Below are 17,132 nucleotides of genomic sequence, written 5' to 3' on the forward strand. Positions count from 1 at the left end.
TCAGGGGTGTTCAGCGGCTGCGCGCACGGTCAGGGAGTCAAGGCGATAACCGTAGCCATAGACTGTGCTTAACACCCAGCCGTGTTCGGAGATCAACTTCAACTTGCTGCGAATACGATAGATATGCGTATCCAGGGTCCGCGAGCAAAAGCCTTCGTCTCGGGTCCACAGGTGCTCGTACAAATAGCTACGGGACAAGGGCCGCCCCTGCCCTTCAAACATCAACAGGGCCAGGTTGAACTCGCGAAGGGTCAGTGGAACAGGAACGCCGTTGATACTGGCCACTTTCTCCTGGGTGTCGAACTGGATGTTGCCGAACACCGACACCGTTTCGTCGACCTTTTTAACCGTGCGTTGGCGCAATACGTTGCCAAGGCGGGCAATCAGTTCGGCGGGCCTGAACGGCTTGCCGATGTATTCGTCGGCGCCCGCGTTGAGAGCCTTTACCACATCGTGTTCAGCGGTACGCGAGGTCAGCATGATCACCGGAGGGGCCGGATCGAGGTGCTCCTTGATCCACTGCAACATCTGGAACCCACTGATCTGGGTGACTTGCCAATCAAGAATGATCAGGTCAAAGGTTTCCCGTCTCAAGCGTCGTAGCAGTTCCGGGCTATTGGAGAACACCACACAGATGGGTGCCGACCTGTCGGGCAAGGTGTGGGACTCAAGGGCGCGACGCAAAAGCTCAAGTTCTTTGGGCTCATCGTCAAGAATCGCAATTCGCATAGGAAGTCGCTCCGTGTAGGCGAGAGCGTATCAGACTCCAATAAACCCACACTCAATCACACAAAAGAATTATGAACAACTGTCAACAAATCCAGGGGCGGCGCGCTGGATAACTAAGATACCGCTATCGCCCAGCTGCTGGCGCCGGTCTTCCGATAGAACAGGAAACACGGTGGGGGCCTCCTCTTAGTCCGGACACCCCATTGACCCTTTCCACCTCCCTGCCCATGACGCTGAAACGATGAACGCTTCGGAGAAAAACAAAACGCGCATCCTGATCGTGGATAACTGGCCCTTCCAGTTGATGAACACGCTCATTCGCCTGGGCGATGCGGGTTACTTCAATACTTACCCTGCCCTCAACTGCCTGGAAGCATTGATCGAACTGCACGATACCCTGCGTCCTTATGACATCGTGTTGTGCAGCACCAGCCTGGAAATCGGTGAGCTTCGCTCGCTGTTGCAGGAAGTCTCGCGGCATTCCCTGGCGCGTTACTTTTCCCTGGCCGGCGATGTCGACGCTATTCAAAACCACATGGGCTTTCTGACCTCACTCAAGGGCCCGGGGTTTCAATTCCTGGGGGTGGTGGATAAACCCCTGGTTCCCAGCGAGTGCGATCAAGTCCTTGGGCAAGCGCAGCCCTTCAAGCGGTCGCGAGGACGGCCGCCGCTGCGCAAGGGCCGGCGCCTCTCGCAATGAGACAGCGGATTTCACTGGGCAACCTGCTCAGATGGCCCGTTAAACAAAAGACATCGGTATTGGGCTACAGTTTATAAATCTTGTGCTCTGGTAGCCGTGCCTAACAACAGTCCCAAGGGGCCATGCCTATCGTGCGCAATGTCCAACAGTTACTCAGGAAGATCCTGCGGGAGTGGGTCGCCATTGCGGTCCTGCTATTGCCCGCCGCCGGCTATCTCGCCACGTTGCCGCAATGGCCAATCGATCGGTTTATCTATGATCATTTGATGCCGCTGGTCGCACCTGCGGCCGAACCGCACCTGGTGGTGATCGAGGTTGATGACCGGAGTGTCACGGCCCTGGGGCCCTGGCCTTGGCCACCTGCGGTTTACGCCGAGTTGCTGGAGAGGCTCGCAGCCCTGACGCCCCAAGCGGTCGTGTTTGATGTGATTGCTACCGGGCCTGGCGCCTCGGTTGACACCGACAGGCGCCTGAGCCACGCCATGGCCAAGGTCGGTACGGTGGTCACCCCGGCGATTCGCGAAGCCAACACCCCGGCCGGGCAGACGTTGCTCGATAATCTGGGCCCTGGCTGGAATGACCATGTGATGCCACCTGGCGGCGCCAACCCGCAGATACCGTCGGTCTCGTTCGTTGACGTGTTAAACGGCGATATTGCCAATGAGGTGCTGCGCGACAAGCTGGTCCTGATCGGCGCCACCGCATCAGGCCTGGGCACGCTGCCGGGGGTAATGAACCATGCCTACCGACTTGAGGCCTTGCTGCACAATCAGTTGATCCGTCCCCTCCCCACCTGGCTGACCGTAGTCATTTCGGTGGCCTTTGTAGGGGCGGTGCTTGCGCTATTTGTAACCTCGCGGCTGCGCTACAGGTTTGCCCTGTGCCTGGGGTTGATCGTCACTCGTCTTGCCCTGGCTCTGGCGATGCTGTCCGCAGGGTGGTGGTCGCCGCCTGGCGCCGGTTTGCTCGGCATCCTGCTGGCGTATCTGTTCTGGAGCTGGCGGCGCTTGAATGCCATCGTGACCTACTTCGGCTTCGAACTGGACCGCATGAACGAAGAACTCAGCGTTCAGCCTTGCCTGCCCACGCCCGATCGATCTTCCGATCACCTGATCAGGCAAGCCATGGATCTGGAAGCCATGATTGCCCATATCCGGGGCTCACGACGCTTTATTGCCCAGACGCTGGACAGCTTGCCGGTTGCCGTGTTCGTGATTGATCTGCATGGGCGCGTCATGCTTGCCAACCTCAGCGCAGCCTCGCTCACTGCAAACGATGAAACAGCCCCCGGGTACCTGACACAAAGCAGTATTTTCCAGATATTGGGTGACCTCGCCGGAGAGCAAGCCACCCACGAATATGGGCAGGAAAGGCCATGGGTAGGTGATGAGAGCCAGCTCGAAAATCTTGCGGATTATCTGCTTGTGACCGCCTCCGGCCGAAGTTTCAAGGTCCAGCTGGCCCCGTTGGACTCTGACAAAAGCGAACCCACCGGATGGTTGGTCAGCCTGATTGAGTTCACCGTTGAGCGAAGGGCACAGGAGCAGCGCGACAGCATGCTGCGCTTTTTGTCCCATGATCTGCGTGCGCCACAATCGGCAATCCTGGCGGTACTGACATTGCAAGAGCACTCGGCAAACCCGATGCCCACTGACGTGCAGCGACACATTGAACAACAGGTACAGCGAACCCTCGACCTGACTGACGGCTTCATGCTGCTTGACGAGGCAAAATCCAAAGGCAAACCGCTGGAAAGCCAATGGCCCGGCGTCATCGTCCAGGATGCCATTGATCAGGTCTGGCCTTTGGCGATGAGTCGCGCGATCAGGCTTGTGACCCGGGGCCTGGAAAACGAAGAGGCCTGCACCATCAGGGCCGATCGTGAACTACTGACCCGAGCGGTCTTCAACCTGCTGGAAAACGCCTTGAAGTACAGCCCCGCCGGCACCACCGTATGGGTCACACTCACGGCACGGAAAACACAGGTGGTGCTGACCATCCGCGATGAAGGTGTTGGCATTGCCGAGCAGGACGTGCCCTTTCTGTTCGAGGAGTTTCATCGATTTGCCGACGATGAAAACACCCATAGGCGCAATGGCTATGGCCTGGGCCTGGCGTTTGTTGCCAGCGTGATGAAAAGTCATGAAGCATCCATCGAATGCTGCAGCCAACTGAACCAAGGGACCACCTTCACGCTAACGTTCAATGTGCTGTGACCCATTGAGTCACCCGTCGAATTCGCCCCTGGAGCATGGACGGTCGACAGTGGCCGCAAGCTCATCCCGATAGTGTGTCAGCGCGCGGGTATACGGTGCCAGGCCGTTGCCATCGGCGGTTTTCAAGGCGCAGTCAAGCATCGTGGCAAGCGCCAGGTCATTCTGTCCTGCGGCGTGTAAGGCAAGGGCTGTGAATGCTGCAAGCACAGCGCTATGCGGGTGGCTCTTCCTGGCTTGTCGTAGCCACTCCAGCGACTCTTCAGCACGACCTACATTCCTGAGGGTGCTGCTAAAGCCCAGCAAAAACTCGAACTGCTCTTCCTGGGGGACGCCCAGCTTCCAGGCGCCTTGATAATAAACCAGCGCTTCCTGCTCGTAGCCGAGGCGATCGCACGCATAAGCGGTTGTGATTTGAACGGTTACGTCATCCGGGTGTTGCTTCGCAAGGGGTACTGCGAGCGCGTAAGCCGCCTGAAAATCACCGGCCTTGGTCAGCGCTGAAATAGTGGCAAGCGTCTCTATCATGATGTTTTTGCCCATCGAATACTGCAGCCCCTGGCGTCACGCGTCGACTTCGCCGCGGGAAAATGCGTGAGGGCAAGTACCGAACCCCCGACGAAGCTGGCTGGCCGTCAGATTGTTGCTGTCCATGTCCTCCCCCGCATAGGCTTGAGGCAGGCGCAACACCAGCCCGCACTCTTTGAACGCCACAGGCGCAACGGGTAGAGGTACCGCCTGCGAGACCTCAAATAACAACGCAGGAGCGGAAGTGTTCTGCCGCGATGGTTCTTTGAACCGGGGCCCGCCCAACGCGGCAAACAGGACCAGCATCGAAGCCAGCGGGAGCGACAGATAAACACCGTGCAACGCGTAAATAACCCCGGATAAAACAGGCGCTATATAGGCTGCCGGGGGCAGTCTTCCTGATAGGTAAGGTAAAAACTTACTCTCTCCAATAGCAACGACCCTGACGGCAAAACCTTCGACTCTCGGAGCGTTCATGTCAGCAATTTCCATCTCCACGTTATCTGCGCCCAGCCCGTCTAGCGGTTAGATACAGCTGGGAATTCCTCCCGCAAAAGCATATCGACGGCAATAACGTACACAATGAGAAATTTCTCGCATTTACTGTCGTTGCGACAGGTGCCAACTTCCGAGGGTTTCACGCAGAACAGATAGAAGTGTCCCGGGGTGCTGTAAATTCATCCGCATGATAGTTTGACCTCCTTTTTGAAAGGAGCTACCAGCATGTCAACCGCGGGAGCGCTTCATCACGTTGAGGTCAATGTTTCGTCATTACAAGAATCGCTTCGGTTTTGGGAGCCTCTACTCTCGATGCTCGGCTATGCAGAGCATCAAAACTGGGATGCAGGACGGAGCTATATTCTAAACGGTACGTATCTTGTATTTGTTCAGGCAAGCGAGCTGGGAAGCGGTTTTAACCGCAGAGGTGTAGGTTTGAATCACCTCGCCTTCCACGCGAGCTCGCGCGAACAGGTGGACACGATTACAGAATGGGTTCGAACTCAAGGTTTTCGTGTGCTGTATGAAGATGTCCACCCGTACGCCGGTGGAGCCCCGTACTACGCCCTTTACTGCGAAGACCCAGACAAAATCAAGGTAGAGATCGTCGCACCAGAATCGGTGGCTCAAGTTTAAAACGACGGCTCCCTAGATGACGCGATCTATCCGCCGCTTGAGCGAGGGGGCATCACCGCTATCCGAGCAATGCGTGCTTGAGCACCGAGTCGGTGGTGGTCTGATAGTGAGTGGCCAGTAACTCACAAGCCTTGTCGATATCTTTGGCCAACGCAGCATCCAGCAACTGGCGATGTTCATTGGGCACATCACGCTCGCCGCTGTCGGCATAGTGCATCGACAAGAAGCGATATCGTGCCGTCTGATCCCGCAAAGACGCACACAAGCGCAGGAGCGTTGGCGAATTGCAGCTGGAAATCAGCGCCTGATGAAACCCCTCGTGGGCCGTTTCCCACTCTGGCTTGAGCAGCCGTTCCGGGCCTTCGACGATGGCAAGGCGGTCGAGCCTGTGATGAGCTGCGAGCACCCTGCTCTCCCACTCCACGTCGCCTTGACGAATGGAGTCTGCCAAGGCTTTGCATTCCACATGTAACCGCACGGCCGTGATGTCGGCTATCTCCGGGGCTGAAATCTGGCCGACGCTGAACCCTTTCTGATCGGCCGCCGAAACAAATCCACTGCTGGCAAGCCGCGACAAGGCTTCTCGCAGAGGGATCACGCCCACAGCGTAGGTGTCAGCCAGCTCTTTGAGCCGCAGGCGAATGCCCGGCGCCAGCGTGCCATTGATGATGTCCTGTCGAATCCTGGCTTCCAGTTGTGAGGCCAGGGTGCGCTTTTCAGCAGGCTCCGCCGGTTGCCAGTTGATCAGGGGAGAATTCACGGTCAGTTCCTTTTTTCGATTTCCAGTGGAATCATACACAGACTCAAAAATTTCTCACATTCGTAAAAATATATATTTTATTGTTGACCATATATTTTTTTGGCTCTAGCTTTACGACTACCCGGTCGGCTGTCCTCTCACGACCGACCCCTTTCAAACCGATAAGAGAAACCGTCATGCGCTACGTCCGCTTCCTCAATCAAGGTCAACCTGCCCTGGGTGTCGTCACTGCCGAAGGTGTACGCGTTCTGGGGGCCGAGTCGCTTGAGTCCCTGTTGGCCCGAGGCGTGGACCTGACCACCCACGGCGCCGAAGCCAACGGCGCCCTGGTCGAGATTGCCGAAGACGCCTACCTGCCCCTGATGGCGCATCCGACCAAGATTGTGTGCGTGGGTCTGAATTATGCCGACCACACCAAGGAATCGCCTTACGCCCAACCGGATTACCCGACGCTGTTCCCGCGCTGGAACTCCAGCCTGACCGCCCATAACAAACCGCTGATTCGTCCACGGGTATCCGACAGCCTCGACTATGAGGGTGAAATGGCCGTGGTGTTGAAAAGTGGCGGCCGTCATATCAGCAAGGAAGATGCGCTGAACCACGTTGCCGGCTATGCGTTGTTCAACGAAGGCTCAGTGCGCGAGTATCAGTTCATTTCGCCGCAATGGACCGTCGGCAAGAACTTCGATGACACCGGCGCGTTCGGCCCGGTGCTGGTCACCGCCGATGAATTACCGGCAGGCGGCAAGGGCTTGCTGCTGGAAACCCGGGTCAATGGCAAGGTCGTGCAATCGGCCAACACCAACGACATGCTCTTCGACGTGGCCACCATTATTTCGACCCTGAGCGAAGCGGTGACCCTGCAAGCCGGCGACGTGATTGTGAGCGGCACCCCCGCAGGCGTGGGTTTCGGCATGAACCCAAAGGTGTACCTGAAGGCCGGTGATGTGGTGGAAGTGTCTATCGAAGGTATTGGCAAGCTGGTCAACCCGGTGGTCGACGAAGCCTGATCACACTGATTCACTCTTGCGCAGGGCCGCCCGACAGCCCTGCGTACAATAACTACAATAATTAAAAATGGAGGCAATCATGAGCGTGTCCCATGGTGTGCATTCAATCGATCATTACGCACTGAACGTTCCATCGCTGGACGAAGCCTGCCAATTCTTTGAAAGCTTCGGTCTGGATGTGGAACGTCAGCCGGCCCAGCTCTTGCTGCGGGCAGCCGACGGCCATGTGTGGGCGAGAATCCTGCCCGCCGCAGCCAAATCCATGGCCTACCTGAGCTTCAATTGCTACGAGCGGGACTTTCCGGCGCTACGCCAGCAAATCGAAACCGCTGGCGGGCATTTTGAAGATCATCCTGGCGGCGGCCTCTGGTTCCGCGACCCGGATGGCAACCTGTTGCAAGTCAAGGTCGGCGAAAAAACCATGCCCGACCAGAAGACTTCCCACCTTGGCAGCAGCACCCCGGCCAATAACCGTGGCGCAACCACGCGCGACGAACAGGCCCTTATCCGTCCGCGGCGCTTGTCCCATGTCCTGCTGTTCACGCCGGACGTGCTTGGCGCCCTGCACTTTTACGAACAAGCGCTGGGCCTGAAGCTTTCCGACAAGTCGTTGGACATCATTGCCTTCAGCCACGCGCCCCACGGCTGCGATCACCATCTGGTGGCCTTTGCCAAGAGCAGCGCCAAAGGCTGGCACCACGCGGCGTGGGAAGTCGACAACATCAACGAAGTCGGCGCCGGTGCTTCACAGATGGCTGCCGCCGGGCACGTAAAAGGCTGGGGTACCGGTCGTCATTGCCTGGGGTCGAACTACTTCCATTACGTGCAGGACCCGTGGGGCTCGTTCTGCGAATACTCGGCAGACATCGACTACATCGACCAAGGCGTCGAATGGCCCGCAGGCGATTTCCCGCCGGAGAACTCTCTGTACCTGTGGGGGCCATCCGTGCCGGACAACTTCATTTTCAATACTGAAGCAGACACGCCGGCACCGGCCTGAGACGCCGCTAACCAACCTGACTTCCTGCATCGCGCGATTCCACTGAAACGCGCGACGGGCCCGGCCATGTCCGGAAATCATTGCGCAGTACACGAGGCACAGTCATGAATCAGCACACTACAGTCGATGTCGCCATCGCCGGTTACGGCCCTGTCGGCCAGACCCTGGCCATTCTGCTGGGTCAGATGGGTTATTCGGTCGCCGTATTTGAACGCTGGCCCGCGCTTTATCCACTGCCCCGTGCAGTGTTTTACGATCATGAAATCCGCCGCATTTTCCTTTCCATGGGGCTGGGTGACGAGCTGGCAACAATCTCCCAGCCATCGGCACGTTATCAGTGGTTCAACGCCGACTGGAAAGTGCTGGTAGAAATCGACTGGTCGGCCGAATCCATCAGCGACGGACCTTTCGGCTACCTGTTCAACCAGCCTTCGCTGGAAGCGGCGCTGGACCGCAAGGCCAAGAGCATCGGCAACGTGCAGATTCATCAGGGATGGGAGGCCACTGCGCTCAAGCAAGACGCTAAAGGCTGTGACATGGTGCTCAATCGGGTGATTCGCCAGGACGGCAAATTCTCACTGGGCGAAGCGCAGCAAAGCGTCCGCGCTCGTTACGTGATCGGTGCCGACGGCGCCAACAGTTTCGTGCGCCAATCGCTGAACATTGAATGGCAGGACCTGGGCTTCCAGGAGGACTGGCTGGTGGTCGACCTGCAGCCCAAACCCGGTGTGCAACTGGACGTGCCGGACATCGGCCAATGGTGCAACCCCGAACGCCCCACGACCATGGTGCCCGGTGGCCCTGGTTATCGCCGCTGGGAATTCATGCGCCTGCCTCATGAAACCATCGAAGACCTGCAAGACACCGACAAGGTCTGGTCGCTGCTGTCGCGCTGGGTCACACCGGACACCGCCGATCTGGTGCGCCACGCGGTCTATCAGTTCCGTTCGCGCATTGCCTCGAACTGGCACAGCGGCCGGGTACTGCTGGCTGGAGATGCGGCCCACGTGATGCCGCCGTTCATGGGCCAGGGCATGTGCTCGGGCATTCGCGATGCCTGGAACCTGTCCTGGCGCCTGGACCTGCTGCTGCGCGGCCTGGCCGACAACACCCTGCTGGACAGCTACACCCTGGAGCGCAAACCGCAGATCCGCGCGGTGATCGAGGCCTCGATGTCCATGGGCAAAGTGGTGTGCGTGTCGGACCCGGTGAAAGCCGCCGAACGTGATGCGGCGTATTTGAGCGGCAACGTTGCACCGCTGCCGCCGTTCCCCGGTTTAACGGATGGACTTTTGCAAGAGGGTGGTCCATTGCGCGGCATTCTTGGGGTACACGGCTCGATTGAGATCGGCGGCCAGGTCGGGCGCTACGACGATGTCATCGGCCGCGGTTTCCACTTGCTCGTCAGGGGCGACGAAGACCCTCTGGCGCAGCTCGATGAGCAACTTCTGGCGTTCATCAGCGAATACCAGCTCAAGGTCGTGCGACTGGCCACCGTTGCCGACAGTGCCAAGGGCATCTATCGCGACGTATCTGGCAAGTATTTGCAGTTCATGGCCGAGGCCGGGCTCAAAGCCCTCATCGTGCGCCCGGACTACTACTGCTACGGCGGTGTCGCGGAGCTGGCGACGCTGCCGAAGTTGCTCGGCTCTCTACGCCAGCAGTTGCAACAAAGCACTCGCCGTAACGCCGTCGATGACGACGCGAAGGCCTGTCACGTCTGACCCGATTTGCCGGGGGCACGGAGGCCCCTTCCCTCTAAAACTCTGACAATAAAAACAAGAGACAGACTATGCACACCATCAAGGTGAAAACGCTTGGTGCGGTTCTGGCCGCCTTCGCGACGCTAAACACTCACGCTGCAGAAGCCCCAGATACCGGAGAAGGCACGCTGTTTCGCAGCCTGTTCGGCGACACGCTGAAAAAGGACTACGGGATCACGGTGTCCGGCCTGTTTGACGTGGGCTACTCGCGCAACAACCGCTCGACCCACGACGAGCGTCAGGATGGCTTGAGCAACCTGCCGCTGGTGGGCTTCGCCGATGAAGGCCTGGAATGGGGCGGCCTGCACCTGTTCGTCGACAAGGCACTCAAGGGCGACATGGTCCCGCGCATCACTCCCCTGCCCGGTCCGACGCCCACCGAGGCATCCTTCGGCTTCACCTTCGAAATGAACTACGGCCGCAACGCGCAATTCGCCCGTACCCAAGGCTGGGACATGCATTGGGACGTCAATTCACCGGGCGACGACAACCTGGCGAAGGCCCAGCGTGATAAACAGAAATTTCTCGCCATTCCCAACATCGCCGCCACGGCTTACTTGCCTTACGGCCCGGGCATCACCGCCATGGCCGGGGTGTTCGGCCCGGCGCTCGGTTATGAAATCCCTCCGAACATTCGGGCCGCGCGCAACCCGTTCGCCAGCAAGACCTACGCCTTCGTCAGCGAGCCCGGCACGGTCGGCGGCGTCCAGCTCGGTTCACGCCTGTACAACGGCGACTCAGGGATTCTCGGTGTGGAATTAGGCGTTGTGCAGGGCTGGAACAACCTGCGCGACAACAACCACAGCAAGTCGTTGATGGGGGCCGTGCGTTGGCGCACCGCTGATATGCAGACCTGGATCGACTATGAATTCATCCTCGGTGATGAACAGAACGACAGTTTCAGCGACGTGCAGGCGCCGACGTCGCGCCTGGTCTCGCCAGACGGTCAATTCAAACAGCAGCATTCGCTCAACGGCTGGCACCGCTTCGATGCGAACTGGTCGATGGGTGCCGAAGTGGTCTACGGCCGTCAAGACGGCGACGGCAAAGCCAGCACCGTCGACATCATCAACGGCCCCGGTTTCGATGGCGCGCTTTGGTGGGGCGCCAACGCTGTGCTCACTTACCAGCAACGACCTGACCTTTCGTACTCCGTACGCGCCGAGCATTTTGCCGACCCTGACGGTTTCATCCTGCTGCCTGTCTCCACTGCTCGCGGCAACTTCAACGCCGTCACCGCCGGCTTGCGTTACGACCTGAACAAGTACATCTCCCTGCGTCCCGAAGTGCGTTACGACGTGTTCGACGGCAATGCCGACGATCACCCGTTTGGCGCCGGTCGCGACCGCACGCAATTGACCGGGCTGGTTGAAGCACTGGTGTATTTCTAAGCCGCAGGCAGCCGTGTTGCTGATACGTCTGCCTCCATTAACACCCTCCGAGTAACAACCATGAACAACAATAAGCATGCGTGGGATGTTCGCTACGAGTTCAAAGCGGTGGCCTTGCTGGCACTGGGTTTCGGCCTGGTGGGCCTGGATCGGTTCATCATCCTGCCGCTGTTCCCGGTGATGATGAAAGACCTCGGCCTGGACTATCAGGACCTCGGCAATGTGACTGCGGTCCTGGGGCTGGCCTGGGGCATTTCTTCGATTTTCATGGGCCGGCTGTCCGATCGAATCGGCCGGCGCAAGGTCTTGATCCCGGCTGTTCTGGTGTTCTCATTGCTCGCAGGGCTTTCCGGCCTCGCAACCGGGATCGGCGGGCTGATGCTGATTCGCGCAATCATGGGCATCTCCGAAGGCGCCTTCACGCCGACGGCACTGGCGGCCACGGCAGAGTCATCGCACCCTGCCAGGCGCGGCATGAACATCGGCATCCAGCAGGCGTTCTTCCCGATCCTGGGCCTGGGCCTCGCGCCTATTCTCGCTACCCAGTTACTGCAGGTAGTGCCGTCCTGGCGCTGGGTGTTTTTGATTGTGTCGTTGCCCGGCTTCCTGTTGGCCTTGGCGATGTACCGTTACCTGCGGGAGACCCGCACCGTAGCGCCGCAAAAAGTCGAACAACGCACCCCCGCCGATCAGCCGGGCTGGCTGGATGCCCTGCGCTTTCGCAACGTGTGGCTGAACATCGTCGGCATGTTTTGCATGCTCACCTGCCTGTTCGTCATCAGCGTGATGATGCCCAACTATCTGATGGACTATTTGCACCTGGAGGTGCAGCAGATGGGCTTCGTGATGTCGGCGATCGGCCTCGGTGGTTTCCTCGGGCAGTTGATCATGCCGGCAGTGTCGGACCGTATCGGCCGCAAACCGGTGGTGCTCATCTCGTTCGTGGCTACCGGAGTCTTTCTATGGCTACTGATGGGCACGGGGGCCGAACCGGTGAAATTGTTCGCGCTGCTGTTCCTGACGATCTTTTTCAACTTCAGCATGATCTGCATGACCGTAGGGCCACTCACCAGCGAATCGGTCCCTGCGGCGCTGACTTCCACCGCCACCGGTCTGGTGGTCGGCATCGGTGAGATTTTCGGTGGCGGCGTTGCTCCGGCCATCGCCGGCTATATAGCCCAGCACCATGGCATCGAAAACACAATGTATCTGGCCCTGGGCGCCGTGCTGGTCGGGCTACTGGTCGCCACCTGTCTGCGCGAAACCGCACCCGCGAGAACGTCTGCACCTGCTGCCGAGGGCATCGACAGCGTTTAACACACGCACCCGGGACATTGAGGGTTCAGTGCGACGCAGACGCGACGCCACCTTGATGGGCAACCCTCAGGAACGCGCGCACCGCACCGCCGATTTCCTTGACGCGGCTGATGAGCAGCAAGTCGGTGTGCGGTTCCACATCGTCGAACGGGCGATAGGTCAGGCCCGGGATCGTGACCTGCATCAAGGGTGCCGGCACCATTGCGACACCCATACCCGCCGCCACCAACGCCAGCACGCTCAAGGTGCTGGTGGTCCGTTGCACCTTGGGCTCGCGTCCCAGCGCCTTTCGCAGCCCGGCCAGCATGTATTCATCGGCGCCGTGGGCGGCGTAAATGATCAACGACTCGCCACCAAGCATCGGCACGCGCAGTGTCTTCTGGCTCGCCAGGGGATGGTCCTCCGGTAAGGCGACGACCAGCGGCCATGTGCCGATTCGCTCAAACAACAGTTCGCTATCGTGGGCCTGACCGCCATGGCTGGGGGCGTAACCCAGGTCCAACTGACCGTTTTGAATGGCCTCAACCTGCAACTGCGGCGCCAATTCGCGCAGGATCACCTCAGCGTCCGGGTAAGCCGCGCGAAAAGCGCGGACGTCAGCCATCAACCGTCCACTGAATACCGCATTGCCGGCGAAGCCGATACGCACCGTCCCCATCTCGCCCCGCAAGGATCGCTGCACCACACGCTGGGCATGCGCGGCCTGATCCAGGGTGCGCTGCGCTTCAGCACGCAACAGCATCCCGGCTTCGGTGAGCTCCACCCGCCGGCTGGTGCGCAGGAACAACGGGCCGCCCAGTTCCTCTTCCAACGCGCGAATCTGCATGCTCAGCGCCGACTGGACGATGTGCAAACGCTGGGCCGCCCGCCCGAAGTGACCTTCCTCCGCAACCGCCAGGAAATAGCGCAAATGACGCAGATCCATGTGCACCCAGCCTCATCAGATTTAATGATCAATCGTTCATATCAATCTATTTGAAGTTCTTTGTCCAGCGGCAGATGCTGAGCCCGACACCCCCCCACCCGAGGACAATCATGCAGCGTTACCTGGAAGACCGACTTCAAATTACCGACTTGATCACGGGCTGGATTCACCGTGACCTGGGCCAGTGGGAGCAACTGGCCAACCTCGCGCACCCGGACGGGGTGATCGAAATCACCTGGTTTGAAGGCCCTTTCGCCGAATTCGTCGAAGGCTCCAAGCGCATGGGCGCATCCGATTTGCGCACCAAACACCTGATTGGCACCCCCGTGATCAGTTTCAACGGCAACAAGGCTGTGGTGGAAACCAACGCGGTGATCGTCGCCGATAACGTACGGCTGAACTTGGGTTGCAGCGTGCACAACCGCTTTTATGACCTGGTCGAAAAACGCCAGGGCGTCTGGAAGCTGGTCAAGCGCCAGAGCATCTACGACATGGGCAGCTTCACGTTCCCCCAAGGACTGGTCGAGATCGATCGTGAAACCGTGGCGCGCTACCCACGCGAATACGCGCCGCTGGCCTACCTGCTGGATAAAAGCGGCTTCCCGCTCGACCGCGTGTTCGCCACCCGTGGCAGCGAACTGGAGCAGGCCATGCGCGCCGAGGCCGGCACCTGGCTCGCCGCCTGATCAATCGCCTTCGCCCCCCCTCACAACAGAGAGCTTCCCTACCCGGCCACCGATTTGAGCTTGCGTCCAACACTTACCGAAAATAACTACAACAGAGGTATTCGCTTGTGAACAATCAACTCGACATCAGCGCGATTGTCGAAAGGAGTCGCTTGGGCGCCTTTCAGCTGCTTGTGCTTGCCCAATGCTTCCTTTGCATGGTCGTCGATGGGTTCGACATCCAGGCCATGGCCTACGCGGCCCCCAGCCTCATTGCCGATTGGGGTATCGCAAAAGCCCACCTTGGCCCTGTGTTCAGCATCAGCATGCTCGGCATGTTGATCGGCTCACTCGCCTTGGGCTCGGTGGCTGACCGCGTCGGTCGCCGGCCGGTGCTGGTGACCGCCTCCCTGGTCATGGCCATCCTGATGTACTTCACCGCCAAGGCCACCACGGTGGACGGCCTGCTTGCGCTGCGTTTTTTCACTGGCATCGCCATGGGTGCCATTGTGCCCAACGTCGCCACACTGGTGACGGAATACGCCCCACGCCATAACCGCGTGATGCTGTTGACGCTCGTCTCGTCCGGTATGATCGTCGGCGGGCTGGTCGGCGGCGCGATTGCTGCCGCACTGATCCCGACGTATGGCTGGCAGGCGGTGTTTTACCTGGGCGCCATCGCTCCGTTGTGCCTGGGCCTGCTGATGTTTTTCGCACTTCCCGAATCACTGCAGTGGTGTGTTCTGCGCGGACGCCAACTCGACCGCGTGCGGACCATCCTTTCGCGCATCGAGCCCGGTCTGCTGATCAGCGAGCAGACCGTTATGGTGATCGGTGAGCCGCGCAAGAAAGGTCTGTCCCTCGCTCACCTGTTTGCCGACGGCAGGCTGTCCGGCACCTTGCTGCTGTGGCTGATTAACTTCATGAACATGCTCTGCGTGTACTTCCTCGCCTCCTGGACGCCGGTGCTGATGAGTGGTGCGGGTCACTCACCTTCGCAGGCGGTACTGGCCGGCACTTCAATGTGGCTGGGGGGCTTGGCGGGCGGCTGGCTGCTGGGCTGGTTTGTCGACCGGCGCGGCTTCGGCGCCGTACTGGTGCCCACGTTCATCGTCTCGGCGGTGGCCATCGTCTTGTTCAGCCACTTCTACACCTCGATCAATCTGGCCTACCTGAGCATTGCCGTCGCCGGTTTCGGCATCCTCGGCGGCCAAGCGGCCCTGAACGCCATGACCGCGACCTTTTACCCGACCGCACTGCGCGCCACGGGCACGGGCTGGACCTTGGGGCTCGGTCGCCTGGGAGGCATCTGCGGCCCTTTCATCGGTGCCCTACTTCTGTCTTTGCAATGGTCGACCAGCGACTTGCTGGTGGCTGCCGCGATTCCCGCCGGCATCACCGCCCTCGGCATCATCGGCTTCTGGCGCCTGAATCGGACGGCGGCGTTGCCGGTCACCCACTAAGCGTTCCGCACCGCGGCCAGCGGATGGCCGCATCCCCATAAAAACAAGAGAAACCCCATGAAGACCATCAACGTCAAATCGTTCGGTGCGGTTCTGTTCGCCCTCGCAACGGGCCATTGCCTGGCTGGCCAACCGGCCGATGTCGGCGAAGGCACCGTGTTTCGCAGCGTGTTCGGTGACACGCTGGAGCGCGACTACGGCATCAAGGTGTCCGGCCTGCTGGACGCCGGTTATTCACGCAACAACAATTCGTCCCATGAAGATCGCGAGTCCGGGCAGACCAACACGCCCGTCGCCGGGTTCGGCGATGAAGGCTTTGAGCTCGCTACCCTTCACCTGTTTGCCGACAAAGCGCTGAAGGCCAATTTCATTCCGCGCGTCACTCCGTTGCCCGGTCCGGCCCCTACCGAAGCCTCGTTCGGTTTCACCTTCGAAACCGCCTATGGCCGCAATGCGCAGCAAGCCCGCACCTACGGTTGGGACATGCACTGGGGCATCAACTCTCCAGGTGACGATGATCCGGACAAGGCCCGACGGGACAAACAGAATTTCCTCGCCGTACCCAACATCGCCGCCACGGCTTACTTGCCGTATGCCGGCGGCTTTACCGCCATTGCCGGCATTTTTGGCCCGGCGCTCGGTTACGAAATCCCCCCTAACATACGGGCTGCGCGTAACCCGTTTGCCAGTCGCTCCTACGCCTTCATGACCGAGTCCGGCGCAGTCTCCGGATTCCTGCTGGGGAAACGCCTGATCAACAACGCCAGCATGTTGTTCGGTGCCGAGTTGGGGGTGATCCAGGGTCAAGGCAACCTGCGCGACAACAACGACAGCAAGGCGCTACTAGGTGCACTGCGCTGGCGCACGCCCGACATGAACACCTGGATCGACTATGAGTTTCTCGTCGGCGATTCACAAAACGACAGTCGCAACGACATCCAAACACCCCGCGGCCGGCTGATTTCCGCTGACGGCCAGTTCAAGCAGCAGCACTCGCTCAATGGCTGGCACGCATTCAACGAACAGTGGTCGATGGGCGGCGAAATGGTCTACGGCCGTCAATCAGGCGATGGCAAAGCATCGACCGTGGACATCGTCACCGGCCCAGGTTTCGATGGCGCGCACTGGTGGGGGGCCAACGTCGTGCTGACTTACCAGCAACGCAAGGACTTGTCGTTTTCCGTAAGGGCCGAGCATTTCGACGACCCGGACGGTTACGTGCTGTTCCCCTCTTCCACCGCTCGCGGCGCCTTTAATGCGTTGACCGCGGGGCTGCGCTATGACGTCAACAAATACCTGTCACTGCGCCCGGAGTTGCGCTACGACGGGTTCAATGGCCGCGACGACGCGCGTCCTTTCGGCCAGGGCGATGCACGAAACCAACTGACCGGAACCGTGGAAGCACTGGTGTATTTCTAACAACAGGCAAGTTATTGACGGAAAAAGCACTGCTCAAAAGTTGCTGACTTTGATGTTTTTTATGAAATAAATTTTATTATACAAACGACTTATAGGTGCACATGATGAATGGTGA

At 59.5% G+C, this 17,132-nt stretch carries 16 protein-coding genes; 11 read left to right on the top strand and 5 right to left on the bottom strand.

Features of this window, described 5'->3' with window-relative positions; all coding sequences use genetic code 11:
• A complete protein-coding gene (locus tag HX855_RS21950) occupies positions 1–729 on the bottom strand; it encodes a response regulator transcription factor (RefSeq protein WP_177085967.1) in 729 nt (242 codons plus the stop codon).
• Positions 730–970: 241 nt separating this feature from the next.
• Here HX855_RS21950 and HX855_RS21955 point away from each other — a divergent pair, with 241 nt between their 5' ends.
• Both HX855_RS21955 and HX855_RS21960 read left to right on the top strand, forming a co-directional pair.
• Entirely contained in the window at positions 971–1,429 is a 459-nt protein-coding gene (locus HX855_RS21955) for a hypothetical protein (RefSeq protein ID WP_177085969.1), read from the top strand.
• 197 nt (positions 1,430–1,626) lie between these two features.
• Positions 1,627–3,645, top strand: coding sequence for a CHASE2 domain-containing protein (locus tag HX855_RS21960; RefSeq protein ID WP_177085971.1), 2,019 nt, complete (start codon positions 1,627–1,629; stop codon positions 3,643–3,645).
• 9 nt (positions 3,646–3,654) lie between these two features.
• On the opposite strand, the gene HX855_RS21965 is transcribed toward HX855_RS21960, so the two are convergent.
• Entirely contained in the window at positions 3,655–4,185 is a 531-nt protein-coding gene (locus HX855_RS21965; RefSeq protein ID WP_177085973.1) for a tetratricopeptide repeat protein, read from the bottom strand.
• A 21-nt stretch (positions 4,186–4,206) separates the two neighbouring features.
• On the bottom strand, positions 4,207–4,662 hold the full coding sequence (locus HX855_RS21970) for a hypothetical protein (RefSeq protein ID WP_177085975.1): 456 nt from the start codon (positions 4,660–4,662) through the stop codon (positions 4,207–4,209).
• Positions 4,663–4,893: 231 nt separating this feature from the next.
• Between HX855_RS21970 and HX855_RS21975 the strand changes: the two genes are divergently transcribed.
• Positions 4,894–5,304 carry a VOC family protein gene (locus tag HX855_RS21975; RefSeq protein WP_177085977.1) on the top strand — a complete coding sequence of 137 codons (411 nt, stop codon included), beginning with the start codon at positions 4,894–4,896 and terminating at the stop codon, positions 5,302–5,304.
• A gap of 58 nt (positions 5,305–5,362) precedes the next feature.
• Here the strand turns inward: HX855_RS21975 and HX855_RS21980 are convergent, their stop codons facing one another.
• On the bottom strand, positions 5,363–6,064 hold the full coding sequence (locus tag HX855_RS21980; RefSeq protein WP_177085979.1) for a GntR family transcriptional regulator: 702 nt from the start codon (positions 6,062–6,064) through the stop codon (positions 5,363–5,365).
• A 176-nt stretch (positions 6,065–6,240) separates the two neighbouring features.
• Between HX855_RS21980 and HX855_RS21985 the strand changes: the two genes are divergently transcribed.
• The 5 genes from HX855_RS21985 (at position 6,241) to HX855_RS22005 (ending at position 12,545) form a co-directional block, all read left to right on the top strand.
• Positions 6,241–7,074 (top strand): fumarylacetoacetate hydrolase family protein, encoded by an 834-nt coding sequence (locus tag HX855_RS21985; RefSeq protein ID WP_177085981.1) that lies wholly within the window; start codon positions 6,241–6,243, stop codon positions 7,072–7,074.
• A gap of 79 nt (positions 7,075–7,153) precedes the next feature.
• Positions 7,154–8,074, top strand: coding sequence for a VOC family protein (locus HX855_RS21990; protein ID WP_177085983.1), 921 nt, complete (start codon positions 7,154–7,156; stop codon positions 8,072–8,074).
• Between the two features lie 104 nt (positions 8,075–8,178).
• Positions 8,179–9,798: a bifunctional 3-(3-hydroxy-phenyl)propionate/3-hydroxycinnamic acid hydroxylase gene (locus HX855_RS21995; protein ID WP_177085985.1), complete on the top strand. Its 1,620-nt coding sequence runs from the start codon at positions 8,179–8,181 to the stop codon at positions 9,796–9,798.
• Between the two features lie 68 nt (positions 9,799–9,866).
• Entirely contained in the window at positions 9,867–11,228 is a 1,362-nt protein-coding gene (locus tag HX855_RS22000; RefSeq protein ID WP_177085987.1) for an outer membrane beta-barrel protein, read from the top strand.
• Between the two features lie 60 nt (positions 11,229–11,288).
• Positions 11,289–12,545 carry an MFS transporter gene (locus HX855_RS22005; RefSeq protein ID WP_177085989.1) on the top strand — a complete coding sequence of 419 codons (1,257 nt, stop codon included), beginning with the start codon at positions 11,289–11,291 and terminating at the stop codon, positions 12,543–12,545.
• Positions 12,546–12,570: 25 nt separating this feature from the next.
• On the opposite strand, the gene HX855_RS22010 is transcribed toward HX855_RS22005, so the two are convergent.
• Entirely contained in the window at positions 12,571–13,470 is a 900-nt protein-coding gene (locus tag HX855_RS22010; RefSeq protein WP_177085991.1) for a LysR substrate-binding domain-containing protein, read from the bottom strand.
• A 110-nt stretch (positions 13,471–13,580) separates the two neighbouring features.
• Between HX855_RS22010 and HX855_RS22015 the strand changes: the two genes are divergently transcribed.
• The 3 genes from HX855_RS22015 to HX855_RS22025 all read left to right on the top strand — a co-directional run bounded on the left by HX855_RS22015 (position 13,581) and on the right by HX855_RS22025 (position 17,017).
• On the top strand, positions 13,581–14,156 hold the full coding sequence (locus HX855_RS22015) for a nuclear transport factor 2 family protein (protein WP_177085993.1): 576 nt from the start codon (positions 13,581–13,583) through the stop codon (positions 14,154–14,156).
• A gap of 107 nt (positions 14,157–14,263) precedes the next feature.
• On the top strand, positions 14,264–15,598 hold the full coding sequence (locus HX855_RS22020; RefSeq protein WP_177085995.1) for an MFS transporter: 1,335 nt from the start codon (positions 14,264–14,266) through the stop codon (positions 15,596–15,598).
• Positions 15,599–15,655: 57 nt separating this feature from the next.
• Positions 15,656–17,017: an outer membrane beta-barrel protein gene (locus tag HX855_RS22025; RefSeq protein ID WP_177085997.1), complete on the top strand. Its 1,362-nt coding sequence runs from the start codon at positions 15,656–15,658 to the stop codon at positions 17,015–17,017.
• Positions 17,018–17,132: the final 115 nt, after the last annotated feature.

Origin of the sequence: Pseudomonas sp. IPO3778 (assembly GCF_013386825.1) — a bacterium.
Lineage (GTDB): Bacteria > Pseudomonadota > Gammaproteobacteria > Pseudomonadales > Pseudomonadaceae > Aquipseudomonas.